The following is a 24,829-nucleotide window of genomic DNA, read 5'->3' as shown; positions in this document are numbered from 1 at the left end:
GGAGTGACGAAGTCATCGACGAGCGGGGATCAGAGCTTGCGCCTTGCCCGCAGTGCCGCGCCGATGGTGCCATCGTCGAGGTAGTCGAGCTCACCGCCGATAGGGACACCTTGCGCCAGTGTCGTGATCTGCGCGTCTGTCGCGGCAAGGGCGTCGGCGATGTAATGCGCGGTGGTCTGGCCGTCCACGGTGGCGTTGAGCGCCAGAATCACTTCGCGCGCGGCTTCGTCGGTCACGCGGGCGACGAGGCGGGGGATGCCCAGTTCGTCCGGGCCGATGGCGTCCAGCGCGGAGAGAGTGCCGCCAAGCACATGGTAGCGGCCCTTGAAGACCTGGCCCCGCTCCATCGCCCAGAGGTCGGCGACGTCCTCGACGACGCAGATCTCGCCCGTGGCGCGGGCGGGGTTGCTGCAGATGCCGCAGACCTCGGTCGTGGAGATGTTGCCACAGGTGCGACACTCCTTGGCGGCGAGTGCCACTTCGGCCATGGACTGGGCGAGGGGCGCCATCAGCTGCGCGCGTTTCTTCAACAGGACAAGCACGGCGCGGCGGGCGGACCTTGGCCCCAGGCCAGGAAGCCGGGCCATCAGCTCGATCAGCGCCTCGATGCCGGTCTCGTCCTTCGTCATCAGAACGGAAGCTTCATGCCGGGCGGGATGCCCATCGCCTCGGCCAGGCGGGACATTTCCTGTTCGCTGCGCGCCTTGGCTTTCAGCTGCGCATCGTGGATCGCGGCAAGGATCAGATCCTCGACGACCTCTTTCTCGGACGCGACCAGGATCGAGGGGTCGATGTCCAGCCCCGTGACCTCGCCCTTCGCGGTGGCGCGGGCTTTCACAAGGCCAGCCCCGGCTTCGCCCACCACGACGATCCGGGCCAGGTCCTCTTGCATCTCGGCCAGCTTGCCCTGCATTTCCGTCGCGGCTTTCATCATCTTGGCCATGTCGCCAAGCCCGCCCAGACCTTTCAGCATGTCGTTCTCCGTCTGTTTCCTATGAGATACGGGCTGGAAGGGCGGGGTGCAAGGTCAGGGCCCAAGGTTACGTCTTGGCGCGAAAGAGCATGCGGCGGGGGGTGAAGCCGTTCGCGCGGAAGAAGGCGTGGGCGTCGGTGTTGGCCTCCCAGGTGTCAAGCATGATCTCGTCGGCCTGCAGGGCCTTCGCAAGGTCGCGGGCGGCGTCAAGAAGCGCGCGGCCCTGGCCCTGGCGGCGGGCCTCGGGGGCGACGGCGATGTGGTCGACCATCAGGCGGCGGTATCCGGGGGAAAAGATCGACGGCTCGCGGGTCTGAAGCTGGCAGAGGGCGTACGCCGTGGCGGGGTCGCCAGTCAGGAAGGCGGTGCAGGCGGGGTCGGACAGGCGGTCGGTGAAGTAGGTCGCCAGGGCCTGGGGATCGGGGTCGGGAAAGAAGGCCTCGGGGTAGTGGGCGGCGTGCCAGGACTGGACGTGGGAGTTCAGCCGCGCAAGGGTTGCGGCATCTGCGGGCGTGGCGCGGCGGACGGTCATTGCAGGGGCACCGATTTCCCGTCGAGAACCGCAGGATATTCGGGGGCGCCGGTCATTCCTCGAACGGGTCCCAGTCGTCATCAAGCTCGGGGTCGGCCTGGGGCAGGGCGGCTTCGGCGGCCTGGGCGGTGATGGCTTCCGGGCTGCGGACCTCGGAGATCTTCGCGCCGGGGAAGGCGGTCAGGATGGCCTGGACCAGCGGATTCTCGCCAGCTTCGGCGCGGACCTGCTGAAGCTGGGCGGTGCGGGTTTCGGCGATGGTGGCTTGCCCGCCGGAGGAGACAACCGAGACACCCCAGCGTGCGCCGGTCCAGCCTTGCAGGCGCTGACCAAGGCGCGAGGCGAGATCGGGTTTCGCGCCGGGGGCCGGTTCGAACTCGATCCGGCCGGGGGCATAGCGGGCAAGGCGGAGACCGGTCTCGATCTCGTTCAGAAGCAGCATGTCGCGTTTCTGGCGGATCAGGTCGACCACGGACTCGAAGGTGGCGTAGACCTGCAGCTGCCCTTCAGCCAGGGCCGGGGCCGCGGCGGTCATCGTCGCGCCACGGGTTGGGGCAGAGTGCATGGGCGCCATGCGGGCAGAATGGACGGTGTTGCCACCGGCGGGTGCCCCGCCTTGCAGGCCTCCACCTGGGCCGCCAGTGGGCGGGCGGGGCTGGTCGGAGAGTTTCTTCACCAGCGTTTCGGGGTCGGGCAGGTCGGCGACGTGGGTCAGGCGAATGACGGCCATCTCGGCGGCCATCATCGCGTTGGGGGCCAGCGCCACCTCTTCGATGGCTTTGAGCAGCATTTGCCACATCCGGGTCAGCGCGCGCATCGGCAGACGGCTGGCCATGTCCTGACCGCGGGTCTGTTCGTCGGGCGGGGTCGTCGGGTCCTCGGCCGCCGAAGGGTTGATCTTGATGACGGAAATCCAGTGCGTGATCTCGGCCAGGTCGCGCAGGACGGCCATCGGGTCGGCCCCGTCGGCGTATTGCCCGCTCAGTTCCGACAGCGCGGTGGCGGCATCGCCCTGCATGATCAGGTCGAACAGGTCCAGCGTCCGGCCCCGGTCTGCCAGACCCAGCATGGCGCGGACCTGTTCGCCCGAGGTTTCCCCGGCTCCGTGGGCAATGGCCTGGTCCATCAGGCTCATCGCGTCGCGGACCGAGCCTTCGGCGGCGCGGGTGATCAGCGCAAAGGCGTCCTGCGCCAGTTTGGCACCTTCCAGGTCGGCGACCCTGGACAGGTGCGCCATCATGACCTCGGGTTCGATCCGCTTCAGGTCGAAGCGCTGGCAACGGGACAACACCGTCACCGGGACCTTGCGGATTTCGGTGGTGGCGAAGATGAACTTCACATGCGCCGGGGGTTCCTCCAGCGTCTTCAGAAGCGCGTTGAAGGCTGCGGTGGACAGCATGTGCACTTCGTCGATGATGTAGACCTTGAAGCGTGCACTGGCGGCCCGGTAGTGCACGCTGTCGATGATCTCGCGGATATCGCCGACCCCGGTGCGGCTGGCGGCGTCCATTTCCATCACGTCGACGTGGCGGCCTTCGGCGATGGCGATGCAGGGCTCGCAGACGCCGCAGGGTTCCGTGGTGGGGCCGCCGGTGCCATCGGGGCCGATGCAGTTCAGGCCCTTGGCGATGATCCGCGCCGTAGTGGTCTTGCCCACCCCCCGCACGCCGGTCATCACGAAGGCATGGGCGATCCGGTCCGCCGCGAAGGCGTTCTTCAGGGTGCGGACCATCGCCTCTTGCCCGATCAGGTCGGCAAAGGTCTGCGGGCGGTACTTGCGGGCAAGGACCTGATAGGCTTTCTCGTCGGACATGGAATCCTCGTGACTTGCGGGTGAGATTAGGGCGCGGGGGGCGGAAGGTCCACCGGGAAGGGAGCGCGATGGTCATTGCAGAATTGGCGGTGGGCGGGGGCGTGCTGGGGATCGGCCCGATGCCGGGGCGCGGCGGCGATTATGATGCCGATCTGGCGGATCTGCTGGCCTGGGGGCCGGGGCTGGCCCTGACGATGACGACGGCCGAGGAACTGGCCGCCAAGGGGGCAGAGCGGATGCCGCAGGACCTGGGGGCAGTTGGGGTGACATGGCTGCACCTGCCGATCGGGGACTACGGTGTCCCGACCAAAGAGACACTGGCGGCATGGCCTCAGGCTGCGGCCCACGCGCGGGACGTGCTGGCAGGCGGTGAGCGGGTCTGGGTGCATTGCATGGGCGGCTGCGGTCGGTCCGGCACTGCGGCGCTGCGGTTGATGGTCGAGGCGGGAGAGGACCCTTCCGCCGCGCTGGAGCGGCTGCGGGCGGTGCGGCCCTGCGCGGTGGAAACGCCGGAGCAGTTTCAGTGGGCTGCGGCGGGTGGTGCGCTGTAGCGCACCCTACGGGGGTGAAGGGCCGTAAAGCCGGTTCGGAAGGTTGCGAAGCACGTCCGACTTGCGGCGGGTGCGGGCAAGGGTCCAGCTGCCCTGGAAGCCGATGATGAAGGTCTCGGCCGCGTCGTGGGCCGCTTCGGAGCTTAGGCCAAGCACTTGTCCGTAGCGGGCGGCGGCGGCGATGATGCGGTCGAAGGATTGTTCGGCCTGGGCGCGGAAGCGGTCGTGGTCGGGGCCCTCGAACAAGAGGCCAAAGATCGGGCAGGCGTCGGCGCTTTCCAGAATGTCAAAGAGCTTGGCCATCTTGTAGCAGAACGTCGTAATGCCGTGCCGCCAGTTAGGTGCCGCCCGGAAGCTGTCGTCGATCACGCGGATGATCTCGGACGCGGTCCAGTCGGCGGCGGCACAGGCGAGGTCGGCCTTGCCCTCGGGGAAGTGGTGGTAGAGCGAACCCTTGGGGACCCCGGCCTCGGCCAAGATCTCGGTCAGGCCGGTGCCGTCATAGCCGCGCTGGCGAAAGAGGCGCGTGGCGGTCTGAACCAGGCGGTCGCGGGTGGAGGGTTCGTCGCTCATCGCCCCACCATAGGGGGTCGGGCGGGAAAACTCTAGACCGATCGGTCCAGTCATGCTACTAGACCAATCGGTCTAATGGCGGAGGCAGAGATGCTGGATGCGACTTTCCCGACGGCGCGTGGTGAGGACCTGGACATCCGCAGCGATGGCGCGGTGCTCCGCGGGCGGATCGTGCGGCCCAAAGGGATTGCGCGGGCGGCGCTGGTGATCCACGGGGCGACGGGTGCGCCCGCCGGGTTCTATCGCGGTTTCGCCGAATGGGCCGCGCGCGAGCGGGATATTGCGGTCCTGACCTACGATTACCGGGATTTCGGGGCCTCGTTGCGGCGACCACTGCGGGGGTCGAAGGCTACGCTGGCGGATTGGGGCCGGCTGGACCAGGCAGCGGCGCTGGCAACACTGGCCCGGATGTTTCCAGAGACGCCCTTGTGGGTGCTGGGTCACTCTGTGGGCGGCCTTTGGCTGGGCTGGCATGAGGCGATGCCACGGGTCAGCCGGGCGATCACCATCGGTGCCGGGCTGACGCATGTGTCCGACCATCCCTGGCGCTATCAATGGAAGGCGCGGGTGTTCTGGTCGCCTCCGGTTCGCGCGCTGGCGGCGACGGCGGGCTATCTGCCGGGGCGGATGGTGGGCCTGGGGGCCGACCTGCCGCGTGGCGTCTACGAGGATTGGCGGCGCTGGTGCACCACGCGGGGCTGGCACTTGTCGGATGTGGGGCGAACGCTGCCCCTGCCCGATCCGGCGCGTGTGACGGCGCGGCTGCGGATGATCGCGGTGGCCGACGACGACCTGGTCCCGCCCGAAGCGGTGTGGCGGGCGCGGGCGCTGTATCCCGAGGCGACCAAGGAACAGAAGGTGCTGCGGCCCGCCGACTTCGGTCTGGCAAGCATCGGGCACATCCCGCCCTTCACCCGGCGCAACGCGGTCTTGTGGCCTGCGATCCTGGACTAGCGCATCAGGTCAGATTCGGACCAGCCAAGCAGGGCCATGTCTTCGATGCGGGCGGCGTGATCGTCGCCCACGATGAACTCGTCCAGTTGCGGAGGCTTGACCGAGGTCGCCGACAGCATCCCGTGGACCTGGCCGCGGTGGTGGGTCTGGTGCTGGAAGACGTGCGAGAGGATGTCATCGCGCCGGTCATGCTGAACCCGCTCACCCCGGTCGATGGCGACGATCCGGGCCAGGGTTTCAGCCGTCTGGGCTTTGACGTGGGCAACAAGGGCCAGGTCGGCGGTGGCCTGCCAGGCTGCAAGGGTGGGCAGGTCCGGGCAGAGCCTTGCCTTGTCCAGAGCGGCCCGGTCCAGCGGGCGGCCTTCAAGCGCTCCAAGATAGAAGCGGTCGACCAGCAGGATGTGGTTCAGCGTGGCCTGGATCGACCCGAAGAAGGCCGGGCGCGGGGCGGTCAGCTCGGCCGGGGCCAGGGCCGCACAGGCCCGGTGCAGCCTGGCATTGGCCAGGCGGTTGGCCTGGGCAAGCTTTCGCAAGGTGCGAAGGGGATCGGTCATGCGCGGCCCGATATGCAAAGGGGATGAAGGCGAAGGACCTGCCGGTCGCCAGGATGTTTCAGGTCTATCCGGCGCCAGGTGCTGCACCGGAACCTAGTTTTGCGTGCGGCACTTCGATATGCAAGCGCCCTTCGTCGCGCAGGGACCTTCGGGTCTACGGGGGCCTGACAGGTGCGCCGCGTCACTTGGGTGTCCCCAGAGCTATCGGCGCACAGCAACCTGCGACAGTTCGCGGCAGCTTTGGGGAACCAGCCACGGACCATCCGCCGGGCCTGTGTTCAGAACGGTCCGACAGCCATAGGCCGCTTCCAGCAGGTCAGGCTGCATCACTTCGGAGGGGGTGCCGATGGAGGCCAGCCTGCCATCAATCAGGAATGCCATCCGGTCGGCAAACATCGCCGAAAGGTTCAGATCATGCATGATCGCGACCACTCCGCCCCCGGCATCGGCATAGCTGCGGGCCAGCCGCATCGCCTGCAGCTGGTGGCCAAGGTCAAGGCTGGCGACCGGTTCGTCCAGCATCAGCCAGCGCGGGCCGTTGGGTCCGACCGGTTCCCAGACCTGGGCAAGCGCGCGCGCCAGGTGGCCGCGCTGGCGTTCTCCGCCTGACAGGGTGCGAAAGTCGTCCGCCTCGCGCCCCCTCAGGCCCACGGCCGCCAAGGCCAAAGCCTCGACATCCGGGCGGGTCAGGACGTCACCGGCTTCGCGGCCCATCCGGACGATCTCGCCCAGGCTGAAGCCGAACGCGACCTCGGTGTCCTGAGGCAGGACGGCGCGGATGGCGGAGAGGGCGTCGGGCTTGGTGCGGGCGACGTCAAACCCGTTGAGGCGGACTCTGCCGGTCGCCGGAAGTTCTCCCAGGATGGCCTTCAGAAGCGTGCTTTTCCCGGCCCCGTTCGCGCCGCAGATCGCCAGAAGCTGGCCCGCGCGGACCGAAAGGGTGATGTCCTGCAGCAGCTCCCGGCGCCCAAGGTGGACGGCGACATTGATCAGTTCAAGCATTCCCGCGTCCCCGAAGCCCGCTGGAGTGCAGCAGCATCCACAGGAACACCGGCGCGCCGATCAGGGCGGTCAGGATGCCGATGGGCAGTTCCGCCGGTGCGACGATACTGCGCGAGATCACGTCGGCCAGCGCCAGCAGGGCCGCGCCAAGAAGGGCCGCGTTCGGGATCAGGCGGCGATGGTCCGGCCCCTGTGCCTGACGCAGAAGGTGGGGCACGACGATGCCGATGAAGCCGATCCCGCCCGATACCGCCACCGCCGCTCCGGTGGCGGCTGCCGCGGAAAGGATCGCCAGGCGTTTCAAAAGCTGGACATCGGTGCCCATATGGGCCGCCTGCGCTTCGCCCAGGGCCAGAGTGTTCAGCCCGCGTGCCAGGGTCGGCGCGATGATCAGGCCCAGTGCCATCAAGGGCACCGCCGCCGCCAGCTTTGCCCAGGTCGCACCAGCCAGCGAGCCCATGCCCCAGAAGGTCAGGTCGCGCAGTTGCTGGTCGTCGGCAAGATAGGTCAGGACCCCCGTCGCGGCCCCGGCCAGGGCAGACAGCGCGATACCGGCCAGCAGCATCAAGGCCACGTCGGTCCGCCGCCCGTGGGAGGCAACACGATACAAAAGCAGGGTCGTCAGCCAGCCGCCCAGCCCGGCAGCAAGGGGCACCAGCGCCGAACCGACCAGCGCGGTCAGTGCGGCGGGCAGAAACCCGCCCAGCACGATGGCCAGGACCGCGCCCAGCCCCGCCCCCGCGCTGACCCCGACAATGCCGGGGTCGGCCAGCGGGTTGCGAAAGAGGCCTTGCAGCAGGACACCCGACACCGCCAGCGAAGCACCCACCGCCAGGCCAAGGGCAAGTCGCGGCAGGCGGATGTCGAACAGGACGACCTGATCGCGCGGGGTCAGGCCCTCTCCCATCGCGGCGGCAAGAAGGTCGCCCGCCCCCAGTCCCGCAGCGCCACTGGTCAGCGACAGGACCGATGCGGCCAGGACCAGTCCGGCCAGCGCCAGGGTCAGGGTGAAGCCTGGCAGTCCGCGCCTGGCAAGCGGGGGCGAAAGCGCGACCATCGGCCTAGCTGCCGCTGCCATAAAGTGCGTCGTGCAGCGCCAGGGCCGCCTCGGGCGTGCGGGGGCCGAAGCCCAGCATCAGCATCCCGTCCATGCGCAGGATCGCGCCTGCCTTGGCGGCCGGGGTCTGCGACAGGGCCGGGTGGGCCAGCACGTCGGTATCGGCGACGGTCAGGTCGCCCTCGCGGTCCATCATCAGGATCGCATCCGGTGCGGCGGCCAGAACCGCCTCGTCGGTCATCGGCTTGTAGCCTTGAAAGCCGCTTGCGGCGTTGACCGCCCCTGCAAGGCGGATGATGCCTTCTGCCCCGGTCTCGGCACCGCCCGCCATCACCCGGCCCCCTTGCAGCGACAGGATGAAGAGGACGCGTTTCGGCGTGGTGACCGTGGCGGCTTTCTGTGCGGCCCGTTCAAGCCCGGCCTTGACCGAGGCTTCAAGCGCCGCGCCCTCTTCGGCAAGCTCCAGCGCCTGTGCGACGGCGGCGATCTTGGCTAGGACCCCGGCGGGATCGGTCGCCTTGGGGACCAGGACAAAGGGGATGCCTGCCGCCGTCAGCACCTCCACCGCTTCGGGCGGACCGGCGTCCCCCTCGGCCAGGATCAGGCCGGGGTCAAGCGCAAGGATGTTCTCGGGCGAAAGCGCGCGGATATAGCCGACATCCGGCAGCACCATGACGCTTTCGGGGAAGGTCGAGGTGGTGTCGCGGGCGACCAGCCGATCCTCGGCCCCCAAAGCCACGGCGATCTCGGTGATCGAGCCGCCAAGGGTGATGACGCGCGTCGCGTCGGCATGGGTCGGGGTAGCAAAGGCCAGCGACAGACAAAGGGCGCGGATCATGCCGGAACCTCGACCAGACGTGGCAGGCCCGCGACCAGCGCGTTCCAGAGTTCGGCCGGAGTGTTCTTGCGGTAGCCGAAGATCTGCAGGATCAACTCGCCATCGGCCGCGAAGCCCTCGACGCTGTAGACATCGCCGGTGCGGGTGGGCTTCCAGACGCGGTAGACCTCGGCCAGCCGGTCGGCGCGCAGGTGCAGGTTGAAGCGGTCGTCCATGACGTTGATCCACGGGCCCATCGGCACGACCTTCTCGATCAGGCCGCCGTGGATCTGGATGCAGCCCGCATTGCCGACGAAGATCATCACCGGAACACGCCCTTCGGACGCCTGGCGCAGGGTCAGGGTCACGGCCTCGGGTGCCAGCCGTTCGGCGTAGGGTCGGTCCGCCACCCGGTACGAGCCGAGCCGGTTCATGTCGTGGTCCTTCACCAGCCCCAGGAACTGGTGCGTGTCCGTCATCCCGTCCCAGGCCGCGCGCAGGGCCGCAGCGCCGGAGGTGTCCCCCTTGGCGGGCTGGACCGCGCTGCGCGGGACCAGGTCAAGTGGCCGGGCGGGAAGCCGCATGTTGCCCAGAAGGTCAGCCCAGAGGTCATGGCGCGAGACCGGTTTCAGGTGGACTTTGTGGACGGCATCGCCCGCCGCGTCGAAGACCTGGAAGCTGCGTTTCGGGCCGTCTTCGCCCGGCTCTTCGACCGCGAAGGCATGGACCCAGTGCTTGGGAAAGATGCGCAGGTCGATCTCGGGGTCCAGCACCATCGCGGCGAAGGTTCCGGTGCGGTAGTCGGAATAGGTGCCGCGCCGTTCGTGGACGCAATGCTCGTTCCGGGTCAGGGCCATCACGTCGCCAAGACGACCGATCCAGGGGATCAGCCGGTCGGGGTCGGCCACGATGGGCGTGGTCCCGAGGCCGAAATGGGCCGCGACCAGTTCGGCCTCGGTGATCTGGTGGAGCGTGGCGAAGTCGCGGGCCCGCGCCTTCGGGTTCTGGGCGCGCAGGGCGCGAATCTGATCGGGGCCAAGCCGGGTCATGGGCATCCTTCCATCGGGTCTGGGGGACGCGCGTCACTGGCGGAAAGCTGGGGCGCGGGGGGCATCCGCCGCGTTGCGACGAATACTTGACAGTTACAGTCAGGCTTTCTAGAAGCCATTTTCTGACAGATCAAGTCAGAATCTTCTGCCGCCAGCCGCGCCCTGTCGCATGGCCAGCCCTTCCGCAGACCGACCCGAAGGGATGACCATGACCACGCCGCCCCGGCCCGCCAGACGCGGGCTTGTCCTGACCACCGCGCTTGCCCTTGCCCTTGCCGCCCCCGCCGGGGCGCAACAGGTGGAGGAGGGCTTCTTCCAGATGCTTGGCCGCATCATCCTGGGCACCGGGACCGGCCGTGTCGCCATCGACACCCCGCAGGCCGTGACGGCGCTGGACGAACAGGACCTGGCCATCCGCCAGCCAAAAACCCTGTCCGATGTCTTCAAGGCTGTCCCGGGCGTGCAGACCGCCGGGGCCTCGGCCCGGATGCTGGGCCAGGCCTTCAACATCCGCGGCATCGGCAATGCCGAACAGGTCGCCTCGGAGGAACGGATCAAGGTCACCGTCGACGGCGCACCCAAGTTCTTCGAGGCCTACCGGGTGGGGTCCTTCTTCAGCGACCTTGACCTGTACAAGCGGGTCGAGGTGCTGCGGGGGCCGGCGTCCTCGACCCTTTATGGCTCGGGCGTGATTGGCGGGGTGATCGCGTTTACCACCCGCGATGCCTCGGACTATCTGGAGGAGGGCGAGACCACGGCTTTGCGCTTCCGCCTTGGGGGGGCCAGCAATGGCGAGACGGCCACGGGCGGGGTAACCTTTGCGCACCGTGTCGGCAATGCCGAGTTCCTGGCCGCGCTGAACCGCACGCGAGGCGGCACGATGCAGGACGGATCGGGCAACGATATTCCGGGGACGAAACACAATGCGACCTCGGCGCTGGTGAAGGGAGGGCTGACCTTCGGCAATGACGGCGACCAGGACCTGACGCTGGCCTATTCCCGCACCGTGACCGACCTGAAGGATTCCCCGGTCACGCCCACGGGTGGCGCGACGTTCATCCCGACCTTCGGCATCGCCGACGTCGCCTCACGCGATGAGACTCTGACGCTGACCTGGCGCAACGGGTTTGCCGCCAGCGACCTCTTGGACCTGACGGTGCAACTGTCCTGGACCGACACCTGGCTGGAAAAGACCAACATTCGCCCCGGTCCCGGCCTGAGCTGCCTTCCGGGCACGTTCCAGGTCGTCTGTCCCAGCGAATACGACTACACGGCGCTTGCGCTGAAGGTCGAGAACAAATCCGACCTGTCCGTTGGCAGCTGGCAGAACACCCTGACACTGGGTCTGCAACTGTCCGAGCAGGACCGGAGGTCTGCCTCCTCGATCGGCGAGATCGGCTTTCATCCGCAGGGGACTGACCGCAAGCTTGGGGTCTATGCCTTGGGCGAGTTCGTGCAGAACGACCGCCTGACCATCATCCCGGGCCTTCGCGTCGATTTCGGTGACCGCGAGGGGCGCAACCTGCCTGCCTCGGCGCGGGGTGCCGATACCTCGGACACCGCCGTCTCGGCCTCGCTTGCCGCGATGTATGACCTGTCGGACAGCCTTGCCATCTTCGGCTCCTTGGCCAGCACGCAGCGGATGCCGACGCTGGACGAGCTTTACTCCTCTGGCCCTCAGGTCGCGAGCCTGAACCTGAGGAAAGAGACCGCGCGCACGGTCGAGCTGGGCCTGACCTGGCAGCGCGACGGGATCTTCGCGGATGACGACAGCCTGCAGATGAAGCTGACCGGCTTTCACAACGACATCGACGACATGATCGCCCGCAATTCCACCGGCGCGGCGGGGGTTGCGCCGTATTTCGTCAACCTCCGTTCGGCCGAGATCTGGGGGGCCGAACTGGAAGCCGCCTATGACGCCGAACGCTGGTTCGCTGGTCTGGCCTGGAGCAAGGTGAAGTCCAGGGACGGGACGACGGGGCTGCAACTGTCCGACACCCCGGCCGAGAACGTGGCGCTGACGCTGGGGGCCAAGCTGCCTGACCGTGGTCTCGTCATCGGGTGGCGGGCGCAGTATTTCGATGCGATCACCAACTACAGTCCTGGCGCGACGGTGGTGAACACCAGCGCCTCGGGGTCGGCCTACGACACGCATGACCTCTTTGTGACCTGGTCGCCGCAAGACGGGGCTCTGGCGGGGCTGGAGGTCAACCTGACGGTCGAGAACGTCTTCGACGCCACCTACCGCAACAACCTGGCGCTGGACCCTGCATCGGGCGTGAATGCGAAGCTGTCGGTTGGGAAAACCCTGACATGGTAAAGGCTTGCGTCGTATGCGTCGTGATGCTTCTGGCTGCGGCGTCGCTGGCACAGGATGGTCCGCCGCCGCCCAAGGTGTCCGAGGATGCGCCTGTCCTTGGCAGCGAACCGGCGGACACCGACGCGGCTTTGGTCGTGCCGGATGCCTGGGACCTGTCCAGGACCGGGGTCGCGCCGGCCGAACCTCTGCCGACCGCTACCGACCTTGCCAGCCTGGTCCTGAAGGCGCATTGGGTCGTGCAGGCGGTGATGGCGGCGCTGGTGCTGGCCGTGGCCGCGGTCCTGACGGTCTTCCTGTTCAAGGTGGTCGAGTTCGCCCTGGCCTTCGCGCGACTGCGCCGGGCGGGGGCGCAGATTGCGGTCCAGCCGGGGTTGGCGGCGGTGCCGGGTGACTGTCCCCTTGCCCTGACCAGCCAGGCACTGCGGCACGAGGCCGATCTGATCCCCGCCATCCTGACCGCCGACCTGCGCGCTGCGGCCCGGGAACGGGTCGAGCTGCGGCTGGAACGGATCGAGGCAGGTGCGGTCCGCCGGTTGCGGTCGGGCGGCGGGCTTCTGGCCTCGATCGGGGCGGTGGGGCCGTTCGTGGGCCTGTTCGGCACGGTCTTCGGGATCATGAACAGCTTTGTCGCCATCGCGGCCACCAAGACCACCAGCCTGTCGGTGGTCGCCCCGGGCATCGCCGAGGCCTTGCTGGCCACCGGCATCGGCCTGGTCGCGGCCATTCCGGCGGTCCTGCTTTTCAACGCGATGCTCCGTCAGGTGGCGGCTTTCCGACATGCCCTGGCCGATGCACGCGCCGAGCTTCTTCTGCGCTTCAGCCGCGAGCTGGATGCACGCATGACGGAGGGGACCTGACCGATGGCACTGCGGCTGGACGAGGGCGAGGCGGAACTGAGCGAGATCAACGTCACGCCCTTCATCGACGTGATCCTGGTCCTCCTGATCGTCTTCATGGTGGCGGCCCCTCTGTCGACGGTGGATGTGCCGGTGAACCTGCCCGGCTCCTCTGCCCCGTCAGGCGACAGGCCCGAGGACCCGCTGTGGCTGACCGTGACGGTGGATCGCAGCCTGCTGATCGATGACAGTCCTGTCCCCGACAAAGAGCTTGCAGCGATGCTGGACAGCCGGACCGGCGGCAAGCGCGAGACGCCGGTCTTTCTGCGGGCGGACCGGTCGGTGGACTACGGCGCGCTGATGCAGGTGCTGGACCGGCTGCGCGCGGCGGGCTACCTGAAGGTGGCGCTCGTCGGGCTTGAGGCTGCGCCATGACCCGCGCGCGCCCTGTGCGGCGGGTGGCAGGCTGGCTGCTGGCGGGTGCCGTGGCCATCGGCCTGATCGGCGGGGCGGCAGCCTTTGCGCTGGCTGCCGAACGGCGGGCGCCGATTCTGGTCCTGGATCTTGCCGCGATGCCCCCCGCTGCCCCGGCCGTCGCCGCGGTGGCAGAATCGGCGCCGGACCTCGCCGCCGCCCCCCCGCCCGTCCCGGACTTCACTGAAACCGACGCGGCCGCCCCGGTCATGCCGGAAACCACCCCGACCCCGACCCTGGCCGCCGCCGCACCTCTGACCTTGCCGCAAGCCGAGGACCCGGTGGCAGCCGACCTCTCGCTTCCGGCCCTTCAGCCAGAGGCCAGGCCCGAACCTACAGTCAGGCCCGAACCGACAGTCAGGCCCAAGCCAAGACCGAAAGCCAAACCCCAGCCGAAACCGGACGTGCCGCGCGACACGGCTGCGGCTGAAAAGGCCGCCCCTCGTGATCAGGCCGCCCCTGCGGTGTTGGCCAGCGCGCCCGGCGCGGCGGCCAAGCCCAAGGGCGGCGGTCTTTCTCCGCACGCCTACGCCAAGGCGGTCTTGAAGAAAGTGCGGTCAACCAAAAGGCAATCCGGCGCGGGGCGGGGTGTGGCGGTCGTGGGCTTCGTCATCGCTGCCGATGGAGGATTGCGCCAGGTGCAGGTCCTTCAAAGCTCGGGCAATGCGACCCTGGACGCGGTCGCCCTTGACCACATCCGCCGCTCGGCGCCATTTCCAGCCCCACCGCCGGAAGCCCTCGAGCGCGGCTATTCGTTCGAGTTTGTTTCAAAGTAGGGTGGCCAAAAATCCGGCCCGGGATCAGCGGTTCCTGCGCGTCAAGGCTTGAAAGGGGGGAAAGGTGAAAGGCTGGACTTCTCAAGTCGCGAATATAATCGGTACCGAGCAGGCATCTAAAAGACTTCCACCGTGCTGATTGCAGCATCCGATGATGCGTCAGGTGCAGCGGCAGCGATCTTGCCGAGCCAACGCGAGCCAAGAACGACCATGATCTCAATCCTCGGATAGCTCATGTCGGCTCCACCTGGGTCTCCCAGATGGTAGGAACCGGCGCGCCCGCCTGCGCCTCATCCCGTGTCAAGAAGCTGACGCGGCGCACAGACGCGATCGGGCGTGATCCTCGGGTCGCAGATAGGGATATCGCAGGTCCAGGCCGCATCGACCGATCCTTCCAGCAAGGCGCCCTTGATGTCCTGATCGGTGCGGCGCTGGACCAGTTCGATCTCGCGCTCCATCGCCTCGCCAAGCGCAGAAATCACCACGGCGCAACTGTCCGGAAACACCGGATTCAACGCAAAGCGGAACGGTGCCGTGCCCTGTGACCGGGCCACCGGTGCAGCACAACAGGCCGCGCCCGACAGTATTCCGCCTCACCGGGCATGGGGCCGCCATGCCGAAAGCAAAATCCCTTACGGCGCTGGCAAGTCTTTGTATCATGCAGCCAGGCCAGGCCGTCATTCTGCCAACTGCAAAGGACCCGACATGAGCCTCTTTGAGCGCTGGCTGACCCTCTGGGTCGCCCTTTGCATCCTTGCCGGCCTTATCCTGGGCAACTTGCTGCCGGACGTTTTCGCTGGGCTGGCCAGCCTGGAATACGCCTCGGTCAACCTTGTGGTGGCCGCGCTGATCTGGGCGATGGTCTATCCGATGATGATCGCCATCGACTTCGGGTCACTGAAGACGGTCGGCCAGCGCCCGAAGGGCTTGGTGATCACGCTGGTGATCAACTGGCTGATCAAGCCCTTCACCATGGCAGCACTTGGCGTGCTGTTCTTCAACCACCTGTTTGCCGGACTGATCGACCCGGCAAAGGCACCCGAATATATCGCGGGCCTGATCCTTCTGGGTGCTGCACCCTGCACGGCGATGGTCTTCGTGTGGTCCCAGCTGACCAAGGGCGACCCGAATTACACGCTTGTCCAGGTGTCGGTGAACGACCTGATCATGGTCGTGGCCTTCGCGCCGATCGCCGCCTTCCTTCTGGGCGTGACCGACATCGAGGTGCCGTGGGAGACGCTTATCCTGTCGGTCGTCCTTTATATCGTCATCCCGCTGATTGCCGGCGCGCTGACGCGGCGCGCTTTGTTGGCAAGCGGGGGCGAGGCAGCCGTGACCGCCTTCACCGCCCGGATCAAGCCCGCCTCTGTCCTGGGACTTCTGCTGACGGTGGTGCTGCTGTTCGGCTTTCAGGGGCCGGTGATCATCGCCCAGCCGCTGCTGATCGGTCTGATCGCGGTGCCGATCATCATCCAGTCCTATGGCATCTTCGCGCTTGGCTACGCCTGGGCGTTCGCGTGGAAACTTCCCCACAAGGTGGCCGCGCCCTGTGCACTGATCGGGACATCGAACTTCTTCGAACTGGCGGTGGCCGTCGCCATTGGCCTCTTCGGCCTGAACTCGGGCGCGGCGCTGGCCACCGTGGTCGGCGTGCTGGTCGAAGTGCCTGTGATGCTGACGCTTGTGGCCTTTGCCAACCGCACCCGCGACAGGTTCCCGGACTGACAGTCACCCTGGCGCCGAAGCGTTCTGCCGACCATGCAGCGCTTTCGACCCCGCACGTTCAGATCAGCTTGCCGATTTCCTCTGCGGTCAGCACCTTGCCGGTCGAGACGACCTTTTCGTCCACGACAAGACCCGGCGTCGACATCACGCCATAGGCGGCAATCTCGGCGAAATCGGTGACCTTGACGATCTGGGCTTCCCTGCCCGCCGCCGCGGCCGCCGCCCTGGCATTTTCGCCCAAGGCCACGCATTTCCTGCAGCCCGAGCCGAGGATCTTGATGATCATGCCTTGTTCCTTTCGTCAGATGAACCAATTGGCAATGGCATTGAAGATCAGTCCGATCGACAGGATGCCGACCGTGACGACGCTGGTGAAGGTGACCAGCAGCGGCATCTTGACCACGCGCTTGAGCATGATGAGCGAGGGCAGCGACAGCGCGGTTACCGCCATCATGAAAGCCAGCACCGTGCCCAGCCCCACGCCCTTGCCGACCAGAGCCTCGGCAATCGGCAGGGTGCCGAAGATGTCGGCATACATCGGGATTCCCACCAGCACCGCGATCGGAACAGACCACCACTTGTCCTGCCCAAGCACGGCGGAGGTCACGTCGGCGGGCACCCAGTTGTGGATCGCCGCGCCGATGCCAACCCCGATCAGCACATAGGGCCAGACGCGGTGGACGATCTCGACGACCTGATCTTTCGCATAGGTCAGCCGCTCGGTCCGCGTCATCGTTGCCGCTTCCCCGGTCACGGGCACCGTGCGAACGAAGGCCGCCACCTGATCCTCCATGCCGAGCCGTCCGATCACTGTGCCGCCGACGATGGCAACGACCAGCCCGACCGCAACGTAGGTCAGGGCGATGGGCCAGCTGAAGATCGACGCCAGCAGGATCACCGATGCGAGGTCAACCAGCGGCGAGGAGATCAGGAACGAAAAGGTCACCGCCAACGGCAACCCGGCGGCCGTGAAGCCGATGAAGAGCGGGATCGACGAGCAGGAACAGAAGGGCGTCAGCGTGCCCAGAAGCGCTGCCAGCGTGTTGGCACCGATCCCGGAGCGACCGCCCAGCAAGGCCCGTGTCCGTTCCGGCGGGAAATGGCTTTGGACGTAGGAGATGGCAAAGATCAGCACCGAAAGCAGGATGAAGATCTTGATCACGTCATAGACGAAGAACTGCACCGACCCGCCCAGCCTTGAGGCAGGGTCAAGCCCCACGGCCGTCACAGCCTGGCCGACCAGGTCATCAAGCCAGATCATCCGCAGCAGCTGGTCGTTCATCCATCCGAACACGTTCATGATGGAGCCTTTGTGACGACCAGACCACGGTCCAGCGCAGGCTCGACCAGACGCGGCATGGGCGATTGGGCCGGGTTCATCCGGTCTCGCGACAACCGCGCGTCCTGGCGATCCGCCACGCGCCCGAGGTGCTTCAGCACTTGCTTGAGCTTTGTCAACTTACCGAAACGATACTCCGACCCGCCTGGCGGAATGCGCATCGTTTCATGGCGAGTCGGTTCGGCCAAGGCGGGCAGGACAACAACATCCATCGAGGGGCCTCCAGTTCATGCACATCTTCGCGCAAGCGGAAGATCCTCGCCGTGATCTGAGTCAAGCTAGCTGACTGGCACCCACGGCACGGTCGACGCACGCAGGACGTCTGCGTCTGGCGAACCTTCTCTCGAATTCTGCGGGTTCGTTCCGGGCGCGCGCCGCCTTCGACACAGGCGATGCCGGACATCAGTCGGCGAACCCTTCAAAGCAAGCCTTGCATCAGCCCGGTATCGCGCCCATGCAGATCATCGTGAGTCACGAATCAGATCAGGAACCTTTGCCGTTGGCTGAACTCGGGTGGTCGGTGTTTTTCGACGATCAACTCGATCAAGTGGAAGCACGCCTTGCGCGCATGCGTGTCGCGACCGTTCATCGCGCCAGAGTGACGGCGGAATCCCAGACCGGTCCGGTCAGGCTGAATCTTCCCAGCCAGGCCAATACGGCGGATTACGCCGTGGGGGACTGGCTCCTTGTAGAGCCTGACACCCGGATGCCTTTGAGACGACTGGAGCGCAGGACCACGCTGCAGCGGCGGACCGAGGGTGGGCAGGCTCCGCAACTTATCGCGGCGAACGTCGACACTCTCTTCATCGTCACGTCCTGCAATGATGACCTGAACGTTGCAAGGCTTGAGCGTTATCTGGCTCTTGCCCACGAGTCCGGCACAACGCCGGTGATCATCCTGACCAAGGCGGACCAGGTGGCAGACACCGGGCCCTGGCGGGATCAGGTATCAGGACTGCAGCGCGGCCTGGAGGTCGTCATCCTGGATGCAACGGCGCCTGAAGCGGCCGCGGCGCTGGCCCCTTGGTGCGCTGTCGGACAAACGGTCGCCCTTGTGGGCTCGTCAGGCGTGGGGAAGTCATCATTGCTGAATACGCTGTGTGGGAAAGCTCCCGACGAGGCGCAGCTGACTGGCAGCATCCGTGAAGCAGACGGAAAGGGCCGCCACACCACCACATCCCGCTCGCTGCATCGCATTGTCGGAGGCGGCTGGGCGATCGACACGCCCGGCATCCGGACGCTGCATGCCAGTGACCTTTCAATCGGACTGGATCTGGTGTTCGCAGAAATCGCCGAGCTTGCACCTGAATGCCATTTCAGGGACTGCACGCATGACCATGAGCCGGGATGCGCGGTCCAGGCGGCAGTTGCGGCCGGGCGGCTTGATCCGGCGCGTCTTGAGCGCTGGCGCAAACTTGTGGACGAGAACCGGTCCAACACCCCTGTCCAGTCCGGGCCTCGCGGGAACAAGCAGACGAAAACCAGCAGCAAACGAAGCTGAACACCGAAGGTCCAAAGCGGTCGTTCGGATCATGGTAGATCAACGGCCTGTTGCACGACCGATCCGCGCCCGGTTACTGCCGCTCCAGTGCACAACCAGATCATGGGCGGCCAGAAAGGCAGAGCGGTCAAGCCGCGATGTGATCGGCATCTGCTTGTGCCAACGACGACGTCCACGTCGATGCGGCTGACCCATGCGACTTCATGGTCCACGAAAACTGGACAAGCTGCACCGCACTTGACGCGTATCTTGCCATCTTGCCTTCCCGTCCGCTGACCATTTGGTCCGAGAGGCGGGACTGACGATGGTGCATCCCCTGCCTCACCGCAGCCCGATCGCCCGGCGACCCAGCGCACTGATTGACACTGCCACCAGGATGATCGCACCCACCAGGACCTGCCGCACATAGCTGTCGACCTGCAGCTGGGTCAGCCCGTTGTCCATCACCCCCAGCGTGACGACACCGGCGACCGTGGCCAGCACATTGGGCTGCCCGTCGCGCGTTGCCGTCATGCCAAGGAACACCGCCGCAATCGCAGTCAGCATCAACCCGTCACCTTGCACCGGATTGGCCGAGGCGACGCGTGAGGCATACATGATCCCCGCCAGTGCGGCGCCCACTCCGGTAAAGGCGAAGGCGGAAAGCCGCAGCTGCGCGACCTTGACCCCGGCCAGCCGCGCGGCGTCGGCGTTGCCGCCAATGGCATAAAGCCTGCGGCCATAGGTTGTGTGCTCCAGCACGACCCAGACCGTGAATGTCACCACCGCCGCAAGCAGCGTCAGCGCGGGCAGCACCACAAGATTGCCGCCCCAGGTCCCAAGGGGCAGGCCGGACTTGGCGAAATCGGCGAAGCCTTGCGGAATATCGCGCCCGAAGATGGTCTTGCCGCCGGACACAAGGAAGGCCGCGCCCGAGAATATGGTCATGGTCGCCAGCGTTGCGACGAAAGGCAAGATGCCAACCAGACTGACCAGAACCCCATTGGCAAGCCCGCCCAGAAGCCCGACGGCCAGCGCCGCCGCAAGGGCGACGGGGACCGGCAGGCCTTGCGTGAACAGCACCGCCGCGACCACCCCGGACAGGGACGCCATCGCCCCCACCGACAGATCGAAGTCGCCCATCACCATGACCACCGTCATCGTCACCGCGACCACGATCAGCATCGAAAGCTGCTGGCTGATGTTCAGCCAGTTGCGCAGGGTCATGAAGGTGTCGGGCAGCGCAATCCAGAAGAAGACCACGATGGCCGCCATGCCGATCAACGACCCGTAATGCCGCAGGAATGATGCCATCGGTTCAGCTTTCCTTCTGATAGCAGGCCGTCAGCAGGGCGGCCTCGGTCAACCCGGCGGCGGGCAGGATCTGCGAAAGCCGCCCCGCGTTCAGAACGGCGATCCGGTCCGACAACCCGATCAGCTCGGGCAGGTCAGAGGACACGACGATAACCGCAGCCCCTTTCGCGGCAAGATCGCGGACCAGCGTGTAGATGTCGAACTTGGCTCCGACATCGACACCCCGCGTCGGCTCATCCAGCAAAAGGACCGCAGGCTCACCGGCCAGAGCGCGGGCAAAAAGGACCTTTTGCTGGTTGCCGCCCGACAACTCGGCGATCGGTTGGTCTGGCCCGGATGCCTTCAACCGCACATCCTGCGCAAGGCGGCGCACCAGCCCGGCGGTCTTGCGGCGCTGGACGAACCCCAGGCGCGACAGGCGGGAAAGATGCGGCAGGGCAACCGTCTCGGCCAGCGCGCGGCGTGGCATCACGCCTTCGGTCCGCCGCTCAGGCGGGACATAGGCCAGCCCTTGTGCCCAGGCCCCTGCCGGGTTTGCCGCCAGCGGAACCCCGCGCAAGGACAGATCGCCCGTCCGCGGCACCGCCCCGATCAGCGCGCGCAACAGGACCTCCCGGCCCGAGCCGGACAGCCCCGCCACGCCCAGAATCTCGCCTTCCGCCACTTCTAAGGACAAGGGGCCGAGGCCCGTTGCCCGCAAGTCGCGCACGGAAAGTGCCCGGGGCCCCGACGCCGCTGCTCGGCTGGGGAACAGGTCCGCCATGTCGCGCCCGGTCATGTCGCGGATGATCTCGTCCCGACTGGTCGCCGCGCGGTCACGGGTGGCCACATGCGCCCCGTCGCGCAGGGTGGTGATGCGGTCGGCAAGCATCATCACCTCGTCCATGCGGTGCGAGACGTAAAGAACCGCCGCCCCCGCCGCCTTGAGCGCGGCGATGGCCTGGAAGAGGCGTTCCGCCTCGGCCCCGGTCAGGGCGGCGGTGGGCTCGTCCATCACATAGGCCCAGGGTGCATCGCCGTCGTCCAGCAAGGTGGCCGCGATCCGCACCAGCATCTGGTCGCCCGCCCCCAGCGCCCCCATCACCGCCCGCGCGTCGATATGGGATGCCCCCAACCGCCCAAGTGCATCCGCCGCCGCCTGGCGCAGCGCCGACCAGTGGACCAGACCAAAGCGCTGCGGATAGGGCCGCGACTGGTGCATGTTCTCAGCCACGCTTAACGCCGGGACCACATGGTTTTCCTGATGCAGAAAACGGAACCCTGCCGCTTTGGCCAGCGCTGGCGACCCAAGCCGCAACGGCGTTCCGTCCAGCGTCACATCGCCGGAATCGACGCTCTCCAACCCTGCAAGGATACGGATCAGCGTGCTTTTGCCGGCCCCGTTCTCGCCCATCAGCGCATGCACTTCTCCACCGCGCAGCCACAGCGCGGCCCCGTCCAGCGCCCGCGCGGGACCGAAAGTCTTTACGATGCCCGACAGGCGCAACTCTGGCATAGGGAAGGGCAGCGGGGCGGTATGAGCCGCCCCGTCGGCCTTAGTCCTTGGCGTTGGAACTGGTGATCAGCTTGGTCGGGACATAGATCACGTTGGACTTGAGCGTCTCACCGCCCAGCACCCGCGCCACGGTGTCCGCCGTCGTGGCACCGATGCCCTGGAAATCCTGCGCAACCGAGGCTTCGAAGTTCCCCCCCGCCGCGATGGCGTCCCGCGCCTGCGGGTTGGCGTCGATGCCGGTGATGACGATCCCTTCGCCCTGCCGTCCTGCCGCCTCGATCGCCTGCAGCGCGCCAAGGGCGGGCTGGTCCCAGGCCGCCCAGACCGCCTTGATGCTGCCGGGTTCCGGGTTTGCGGCCAGGATCGCTTCCATCTTGGCGCGGCTGTCGGCAATGCCACCGTCCGAGACATCGGGGGTCACGCGGTCCAGCACGGTGATGTCGGGATGGTTCTTGAAGACCGCATCCGCCACCGCGCCGCGCACCTGCACCGGCGGGAAGGCGTCAAAGACGAACATCACGACTTTGCCCGCACCGCCAATGCGATTGGCCACATAGACCGAGGTTTCCGCCGCCATCGCATAGCCGTTCGAGGTGATGTTGGCCTTGATCCGCGGATCGGCCCCGGCGTCCATGCCGAAGACCGGGATGTTCGCCGCCACTGCCGCGTCAAGCCCCGCACCCACCTGCGCCGGATCGACGTTCAGGACGATGGCATTGACGCCCTGGGCCGACACATCCTCCATCCGGCTGATGACCGCCGCGACGTCGCCCGCCGTGTCGATGACGTTCACTTCCCAGCCCAGCTCCTTGGCGCGGGCCTGGAAGGCTTCGACGTAGAACTGCGTTCCGGGCTGCGACAGATAGGGCGTGATCACTGCGATCTTCTCGCCCTCGGCGAAGGCGGCGCTTCCGGCTGTTACCAGCGCGGTCGCCAGCGTCAGCCCCGCGATGCGCCCGAAAGCGCGCCGTGTGATTCCGGTCATTTCCTGTCCCTCCCTCTGCATTTCTCATGCTTGCGGACGAATGATTGTCAGGCCAGTCTTGCCGCGTCCAGAGGTATTCCAAGCCTCCGCCGGACCTGCACTCTGGGGGAAACGTGTCCACCTCGCATCTGATCGGCATCGACATCGGCACCACCTCGGTCAAGGCGGTGATGATCGACCTGTCAGGTCGTCGCTTGGCCCAGTTTTCGGCCCGCTACCCCACGCAAAGGCCCGCCGCCGGCCATGTTGAACAGGACCCCGAAGACTGGCTTCGGCTTGTCAGGGCTGCGCTGGAGCATTTTGCCCAGCATGGCTCTGCCGCCGCCCTGTGTCTGACCTCACAGGTGAATACGCACGTCTTTACGGATGCTGCGCTGAACGTCCTTCATCCCGCCATTGTCTGGCAAGATGGCCGGGCAGCCCAGGCCGGAGCGGCCCTGGATCGCGCCGTGTCCCCCCAGGACAAGATCGCCTGGCTTGGCGCGCCGATTCCGATCGATGCCAGCCACGCTCTTGCCCGAATGGCCTGGATGCAGGCAGCGCGCCCCGAGTTATGGGACCGGACCGCTCATGTCCTCTTGCCGCGCGACTGGGTTCTGGCGCGGCTGACGGGGGTCGTGGTGACGGACCCGATCTCGGCCGTGGGCCTGGTCACGCCCGCTTTCACCTATGCCGATGACTTGATCGCGGGTCTCGACGGCGCGGCGCGGCGGCTTGCACCGCTGGCCGACCCGTTTGCCATTGTGGGCCAGGTCAGCGCCCATTGGCCCTTTGCAGGAACGCCCGTCGTGCTTGGCGTGATGGACGCCTGGGCCAGTCTTTTCGGCCTTGGCGTGGCGCAGGAGGGCGAGGCGTTCTATCTTTCAGGCACCTCGGATGTGCTGGGCATCATGTCGGGCGACCTTTTCCCCCAGCCGGGCATCATCACCTTTCCAGACTGGCACGGCCTGCGCCTGCACGCAGCCCCCACGCAATCCGGGGGGGCCTCGCTTGACTGGGCGGCCCGGCTCCTGGGCCGCTCGGCCCAGGAGCTTGCCACACTGGCCATGTCCGTGACCGACGACGCCCCCATGTTCCTGCCACACCTTCAGGGCGAACGGGCGCCGCTCTGGGATGCGGCCTCGCGCGGCGGCTTTGCGGGACTGACCGCCAGTCACGGCCCGGCCGAAATGGCAGCCTCGGTTCTGGAAGGCGTCGCCTTCTCCGCCCGACTGGCATTCGAGGCGCTGGAGCTTTCGGCAGGCGCGAAGCCGGCGATCCTGCGGGCAGGCGGGGGTGGCTTTGCGTCGGACACCTGGGCGCAACTTCGCGCCGACGTGCTTGGCCGCCCCATCCAGCGGGTCGAAGGCAGCGATCCTGGTGCCATTGGCGCAGCCGTGATGGCGGGCGTCGGGGTGGGGGCCATGACTGATCTTGCCTTGGCGTCCAAAGCGCTTGTCAAAGGGGACCGGATGTTCACCCCGCGTCCAAAAGAAAGCGCCCGCGCGGACACCCGCTATGCCCTCTGGCGCGACCTTTATGGGGCGTTGCGTCCGATCAACCACGCGCTGAGTGCCTTGGGCTAGGTCCGCTTACCGCCAACGGTGCCATGTTGACTTGCGCAAAACCGATGAGGGCCCCTGCCTCGTCCCTCTGACAGCTTCCCAGCCCAAGCAGGCGCAGCCCGTTGGCGCAAACTGCGCGACCCCTGGTGCTGAAGCCGCTGACCTTCACGCGGTCAGCCCGCTCCGTATCGTCCAGCGAGACACGCATTCCTTGCTGCCCGAACACCGATCTGCAGCACGTTTTGTAGCATAACCCCTTGTCTGGAAGGGGTTTCTGAAAAATCAACGATGTGACGGGGGAAAGGTGAGAGGCTGGACAACTCACTGATTTATTATAAATCAGCCGCTTATGGGTCGCTCTGGCACGAGATTTCGCACAGATTCTGGCACGAGTATATTTCACTGCGTTAGAGGTTCACCTCGGTTCGTGATCTGCAAGGGTGCCCGAATTGTAGAGCGCTCCCCGATTCCGGGGAACGGCTAATGTTTCCTGAGTTCGTGTTTCACGTCGTATCCAAAAGAAGCCGCAGCCCGCTAACGCGCGCAGGTGTTACTCTCGTGTCAGAGCCGCAGGAGGTGACGCGGATAAACTCGATCTAAGTCCGCTCGTTCTTCGTCAGGTGGTCCCACGGTCCCGCTGGGGCCGTGGGCAGCATGAAGATCGGT

26 protein-coding genes are annotated in these 24,829 nt (G+C 66.7%); 9 read left to right on the top strand and 17 right to left on the bottom strand.

Annotation, left to right across the window (positions count from 1 at the left end; all coding sequences use genetic code 11):
- Positions 1-29: 29 nt before the first annotated feature.
- The 4 genes from recR to U1E69_RS14935 all read right to left on the bottom strand — a co-directional run bounded on the left by recR (position 30) and on the right by U1E69_RS14935 (position 3,318).
- Complete coding sequence (recR, locus tag U1E69_RS14950; protein ID WP_322245193.1) at positions 30-629, bottom strand: recombination mediator RecR; 600 nt, start codon at positions 627-629, stop codon at positions 30-32.
- The gene (locus U1E69_RS14945; protein WP_322245191.1) at positions 629-973 is read right to left on the bottom strand and encodes a YbaB/EbfC family nucleoid-associated protein; all 345 of its coding nucleotides are present in this window, start codon (positions 971-973) and stop codon (positions 629-631) included. The genes recR and U1E69_RS14945 overlap by 1 nt, the downstream gene beginning before the upstream one ends.
- A gap of 67 nt (positions 974-1,040) precedes the next feature.
- A complete protein-coding gene (locus tag U1E69_RS14940) occupies positions 1,041-1,505 on the bottom strand; it encodes a GNAT family N-acetyltransferase (protein ID WP_322245189.1) in 465 nt (154 codons plus the stop codon).
- Between the two features lie 52 nt (positions 1,506-1,557).
- Positions 1,558-3,318: a DNA polymerase III subunit gamma/tau gene (locus U1E69_RS14935; RefSeq protein ID WP_416200290.1), complete on the bottom strand. Its 1,761-nt coding sequence runs from the start codon at positions 3,316-3,318 to the stop codon at positions 1,558-1,560.
- A 68-nt stretch (positions 3,319-3,386) separates the two neighbouring features.
- On the opposite strand from U1E69_RS14935, the gene U1E69_RS14930 reads away from it, so the two are divergent.
- Entirely contained in the window at positions 3,387-3,869 is a 483-nt protein-coding gene (locus U1E69_RS14930) for a protein-tyrosine phosphatase family protein (RefSeq protein ID WP_322245188.1), read from the top strand.
- 6 nt (positions 3,870-3,875) lie between these two features.
- Here the strand turns inward: U1E69_RS14930 and U1E69_RS14925 are convergent, their stop codons facing one another.
- On the bottom strand, positions 3,876-4,496 hold the full coding sequence (locus tag U1E69_RS14925) for a TetR/AcrR family transcriptional regulator (RefSeq protein ID WP_322245187.1): 621 nt from the start codon (positions 4,494-4,496) through the stop codon (positions 3,876-3,878).
- 36 nt (positions 4,497-4,532) lie between these two features.
- On the opposite strand from U1E69_RS14925, the gene U1E69_RS14920 reads away from it, so the two are divergent.
- On the top strand, positions 4,533-5,396 hold the full coding sequence (locus tag U1E69_RS14920; RefSeq protein ID WP_322245186.1) for a serine aminopeptidase domain-containing protein: 864 nt from the start codon (positions 4,533-4,535) through the stop codon (positions 5,394-5,396).
- Here the strand turns inward: U1E69_RS14920 and U1E69_RS14915 are convergent.
- The 5 genes from U1E69_RS14915 to U1E69_RS14895 form a co-directional block, all read right to left on the bottom strand.
- On the bottom strand, positions 5,393-5,950 hold the full coding sequence (locus tag U1E69_RS14915; protein WP_322245185.1) for a DinB family protein: 558 nt from the start codon (positions 5,948-5,950) through the stop codon (positions 5,393-5,395). The genes U1E69_RS14920 and U1E69_RS14915 overlap by 4 nt on opposite strands.
- A 201-nt stretch (positions 5,951-6,151) precedes the next feature.
- Positions 6,152-6,952, bottom strand: a complete 801-nt coding sequence (locus tag U1E69_RS14910) for a heme ABC transporter ATP-binding protein (protein WP_322245184.1) — start codon at positions 6,950-6,952, stop codon at positions 6,152-6,154.
- Complete coding sequence (locus tag U1E69_RS14905; protein WP_322245183.1) at positions 6,945-8,009, bottom strand: iron ABC transporter permease; 1,065 nt, start codon at positions 8,007-8,009, stop codon at positions 6,945-6,947. Before U1E69_RS14905 ends, U1E69_RS14910 begins: the two co-directional genes overlap by 8 nt.
- A 4-nt stretch (positions 8,010-8,013) precedes the next feature.
- Positions 8,014-8,847: a heme/hemin ABC transporter substrate-binding protein gene (locus tag U1E69_RS14900; protein WP_322245181.1), complete on the bottom strand. Its 834-nt coding sequence runs from the start codon at positions 8,845-8,847 to the stop codon at positions 8,014-8,016.
- Entirely contained in the window at positions 8,844-9,875 is a 1,032-nt protein-coding gene (locus U1E69_RS14895; protein WP_322245179.1) for a hemin-degrading factor, read from the bottom strand. Before U1E69_RS14895 ends, U1E69_RS14900 begins: the two co-directional genes overlap by 4 nt.
- Before the next feature lie 208 nt (positions 9,876-10,083).
- Between U1E69_RS14895 and U1E69_RS14890 the strand changes: the two genes are divergently transcribed.
- Genes U1E69_RS14890 through U1E69_RS14875 form a run of 4 tightly spaced genes read left to right on the top strand, consistent with a single transcriptional unit; the run spans position 10,084 to position 14,281 of the window.
- Complete coding sequence (locus U1E69_RS14890; RefSeq protein ID WP_322245178.1) at positions 10,084-12,195, top strand: TonB-dependent receptor domain-containing protein; 2,112 nt, start codon at positions 10,084-10,086, stop codon at positions 12,193-12,195.
- A gap of 23 nt (positions 12,196-12,218) precedes the next feature.
- Positions 12,219-13,052, top strand: a complete 834-nt coding sequence (locus tag U1E69_RS14885; protein ID WP_322245177.1) for a MotA/TolQ/ExbB proton channel family protein — start codon at positions 12,219-12,221, stop codon at positions 13,050-13,052.
- A gap of 3 nt (positions 13,053-13,055) precedes the next feature.
- Entirely contained in the window at positions 13,056-13,466 is a 411-nt protein-coding gene (gene exbD / locus U1E69_RS14880; RefSeq protein ID WP_322245175.1) for a TonB system transport protein ExbD, read from the top strand.
- Positions 13,463-14,281 carry a TonB family protein gene (locus U1E69_RS14875; protein WP_322245173.1) on the top strand — a complete coding sequence of 273 codons (819 nt, stop codon included), beginning with the start codon at positions 13,463-13,465 and terminating at the stop codon, positions 14,279-14,281. The genes exbD and U1E69_RS14875 overlap by 4 nt, the downstream gene beginning before the upstream one ends.
- Before the next feature lie 290 nt (positions 14,282-14,571).
- Here U1E69_RS14875 and U1E69_RS14870 read toward each other — a convergent pair whose 3' ends face one another.
- Complete coding sequence (locus U1E69_RS14870; RefSeq protein ID WP_322245172.1) at positions 14,572-14,766, bottom strand: hypothetical protein; 195 nt, start codon at positions 14,764-14,766, stop codon at positions 14,572-14,574.
- Positions 14,767-14,986: 220 nt separating this feature from the next.
- Between U1E69_RS14870 and arsB the strand changes: the two genes are divergently transcribed.
- Positions 14,987-16,006 (top strand): ACR3 family arsenite efflux transporter, encoded by a 1,020-nt coding sequence (gene arsB / locus U1E69_RS14865; RefSeq protein WP_322245170.1) that lies wholly within the window; start codon positions 14,987-14,989, stop codon positions 16,004-16,006.
- A gap of 58 nt (positions 16,007-16,064) precedes the next feature.
- Here arsB and U1E69_RS14860 read toward each other — a convergent pair whose 3' ends face one another.
- From U1E69_RS14860 to U1E69_RS14850, 3 genes are read right to left on the bottom strand one after another with little or no spacing between them, the layout of a single operon-like run.
- The gene (locus U1E69_RS14860) at positions 16,065-16,292 is read right to left on the bottom strand and encodes a thioredoxin family protein (protein ID WP_322245169.1); all 228 of its coding nucleotides are present in this window, start codon (positions 16,290-16,292) and stop codon (positions 16,065-16,067) included.
- A 15-nt stretch (positions 16,293-16,307) separates the two neighbouring features.
- Positions 16,308-17,306, bottom strand: coding sequence for a permease (locus U1E69_RS14855; RefSeq protein ID WP_322245168.1), 999 nt, complete (start codon positions 17,304-17,306; stop codon positions 16,308-16,310).
- Positions 17,303-17,557: a hypothetical protein gene (locus U1E69_RS14850; RefSeq protein WP_322245166.1), complete on the bottom strand. Its 255-nt coding sequence runs from the start codon at positions 17,555-17,557 to the stop codon at positions 17,303-17,305. The genes U1E69_RS14855 and U1E69_RS14850 overlap by 4 nt, the downstream gene beginning before the upstream one ends.
- A gap of 242 nt (positions 17,558-17,799) precedes the next feature.
- On the opposite strand from U1E69_RS14850, the gene rsgA reads away from it, so the two are divergent.
- Entirely contained in the window at positions 17,800-18,846 is a 1,047-nt protein-coding gene (rsgA, locus tag U1E69_RS14845) for a ribosome small subunit-dependent GTPase A (protein WP_322245164.1), read from the top strand.
- 321 nt (positions 18,847-19,167) lie between these two features.
- Here the strand turns inward: rsgA and U1E69_RS14840 are convergent, their stop codons facing one another.
- From U1E69_RS14840 to U1E69_RS14830, 3 genes are read right to left on the bottom strand one after another with little or no spacing between them, the layout of a single operon-like run.
- Positions 19,168-20,139 carry an ABC transporter permease gene (locus tag U1E69_RS14840; protein WP_322245162.1) on the bottom strand — a complete coding sequence of 324 codons (972 nt, stop codon included), beginning with the start codon at positions 20,137-20,139 and terminating at the stop codon, positions 19,168-19,170.
- A gap of 4 nt (positions 20,140-20,143) precedes the next feature.
- Positions 20,144-21,634 (bottom strand): sugar ABC transporter ATP-binding protein, encoded by a 1,491-nt coding sequence (locus U1E69_RS14835; RefSeq protein WP_322245161.1) that lies wholly within the window; start codon positions 21,632-21,634, stop codon positions 20,144-20,146.
- 40 nt (positions 21,635-21,674) lie between these two features.
- Entirely contained in the window at positions 21,675-22,619 is a 945-nt protein-coding gene (locus U1E69_RS14830) for a substrate-binding domain-containing protein (protein WP_322245159.1), read from the bottom strand.
- A 113-nt stretch (positions 22,620-22,732) separates the two neighbouring features.
- Between U1E69_RS14830 and U1E69_RS14825 the strand changes: the two genes are divergently transcribed.
- On the top strand, positions 22,733-24,184 hold the full coding sequence (locus U1E69_RS14825; RefSeq protein WP_322245157.1) for a xylulokinase: 1,452 nt from the start codon (positions 22,733-22,735) through the stop codon (positions 24,182-24,184).
- The last annotated feature ends 645 nt before the right edge of the window (positions 24,185-24,829 follow it).

Origin of the sequence: Tabrizicola sp., assembly GCF_034366665.1 — a bacterium.
In the GTDB taxonomy this organism is placed as follows: domain Bacteria; phylum Pseudomonadota; class Alphaproteobacteria; order Rhodobacterales; family Rhodobacteraceae; genus Tabrizicola.
The sequence above is the reverse complement of the archived record's forward strand: the minus strand, read 5'-3'. Positions and strand labels throughout refer to the sequence as shown.

What these genes read in the sequence shown, in the direction of transcription:
- recR (WP_322245193.1), bottom strand. Translation starts at nt 629, where the DNA reads ATGACGAAGGACGAGACCGGCATCGAGGCGCTGATCGAGCTGATGGCC.
- U1E69_RS14945 (WP_322245191.1), bottom strand. Translation starts at nt 973, where the DNA reads ATGCTGAAAGGTCTGGGCGGGCTTGGCGACATGGCCAAGATGATGAAA.
- U1E69_RS14940 (WP_322245189.1), bottom strand. Translation starts at nt 1,505, where the DNA reads ATGACCGTCCGCCGCGCCACGCCCGCAGATGCCGCAACCCTTGCGCGG.
- U1E69_RS14935 (WP_416200290.1), bottom strand. Translation starts at nt 3,318, where the DNA reads ATGTCCGACGAGAAAGCCTATCAGGTCCTTGCCCGCAAGTACCGCCCG.
- U1E69_RS14930 (WP_322245188.1), top strand. Translation starts at nt 3,387, where the DNA reads ATGGTCATTGCAGAATTGGCGGTGGGCGGGGGCGTGCTGGGGATCGGC.
- U1E69_RS14925 (WP_322245187.1), bottom strand. Translation starts at nt 4,496, where the DNA reads ATGACTGGACCGATCGGTCTAGAGTTTTCCCGCCCGACCCCCTATGGT.
- U1E69_RS14920 (WP_322245186.1), top strand. Translation starts at nt 4,533, where the DNA reads ATGCTGGATGCGACTTTCCCGACGGCGCGTGGTGAGGACCTGGACATC.
- U1E69_RS14915 (WP_322245185.1), bottom strand. Translation starts at nt 5,950, where the DNA reads ATGACCGATCCCCTTCGCACCTTGCGAAAGCTTGCCCAGGCCAACCGC.
- U1E69_RS14910 (WP_322245184.1), bottom strand. Translation starts at nt 6,952, where the DNA reads ATGCTTGAACTGATCAATGTCGCCGTCCACCTTGGGCGCCGGGAGCTG.
- U1E69_RS14905 (WP_322245183.1), bottom strand. Translation starts at nt 8,009, where the DNA reads ATGGTCGCGCTTTCGCCCCCGCTTGCCAGGCGCGGACTGCCAGGCTTC.
- U1E69_RS14900 (WP_322245181.1), bottom strand. Translation starts at nt 8,847, where the DNA reads ATGATCCGCGCCCTTTGTCTGTCGCTGGCCTTTGCTACCCCGACCCAT.
- U1E69_RS14895 (WP_322245179.1), bottom strand. Translation starts at nt 9,875, where the DNA reads ATGACCCGGCTTGGCCCCGATCAGATTCGCGCCCTGCGCGCCCAGAAC.
- U1E69_RS14890 (WP_322245178.1), top strand. Translation starts at nt 10,084, where the DNA reads ATGACCACGCCGCCCCGGCCCGCCAGACGCGGGCTTGTCCTGACCACC.
- U1E69_RS14885 (WP_322245177.1), top strand. Translation starts at nt 12,219, where the DNA reads ATGCTTCTGGCTGCGGCGTCGCTGGCACAGGATGGTCCGCCGCCGCCC.
- exbD (WP_322245175.1), top strand. Translation starts at nt 13,056, where the DNA reads ATGGCACTGCGGCTGGACGAGGGCGAGGCGGAACTGAGCGAGATCAAC.
- U1E69_RS14875 (WP_322245173.1), top strand. Translation starts at nt 13,463, where the DNA reads ATGACCCGCGCGCGCCCTGTGCGGCGGGTGGCAGGCTGGCTGCTGGCG.
- arsB (WP_322245170.1), top strand. Translation starts at nt 14,987, where the DNA reads ATGAGCCTCTTTGAGCGCTGGCTGACCCTCTGGGTCGCCCTTTGCATC.
- U1E69_RS14860 (WP_322245169.1), bottom strand. Translation starts at nt 16,292, where the DNA reads ATGATCATCAAGATCCTCGGCTCGGGCTGCAGGAAATGCGTGGCCTTG.
- U1E69_RS14855 (WP_322245168.1), bottom strand. Translation starts at nt 17,306, where the DNA reads ATGAACGTGTTCGGATGGATGAACGACCAGCTGCTGCGGATGATCTGG.
- U1E69_RS14850 (WP_322245166.1), bottom strand. Translation starts at nt 17,557, where the DNA reads ATGGATGTTGTTGTCCTGCCCGCCTTGGCCGAACCGACTCGCCATGAA.
- rsgA (WP_322245164.1), top strand. Translation starts at nt 17,800, where the DNA reads ATGCAGATCATCGTGAGTCACGAATCAGATCAGGAACCTTTGCCGTTG.
- U1E69_RS14840 (WP_322245162.1), bottom strand. Translation starts at nt 20,139, where the DNA reads ATGGCATCATTCCTGCGGCATTACGGGTCGTTGATCGGCATGGCGGCC.
- U1E69_RS14835 (WP_322245161.1), bottom strand. Translation starts at nt 21,634, where the DNA reads ATGCCAGAGTTGCGCCTGTCGGGCATCGTAAAGACTTTCGGTCCCGCG.
- U1E69_RS14830 (WP_322245159.1), bottom strand. Translation starts at nt 22,619, where the DNA reads ATGACCGGAATCACACGGCGCGCTTTCGGGCGCATCGCGGGGCTGACG.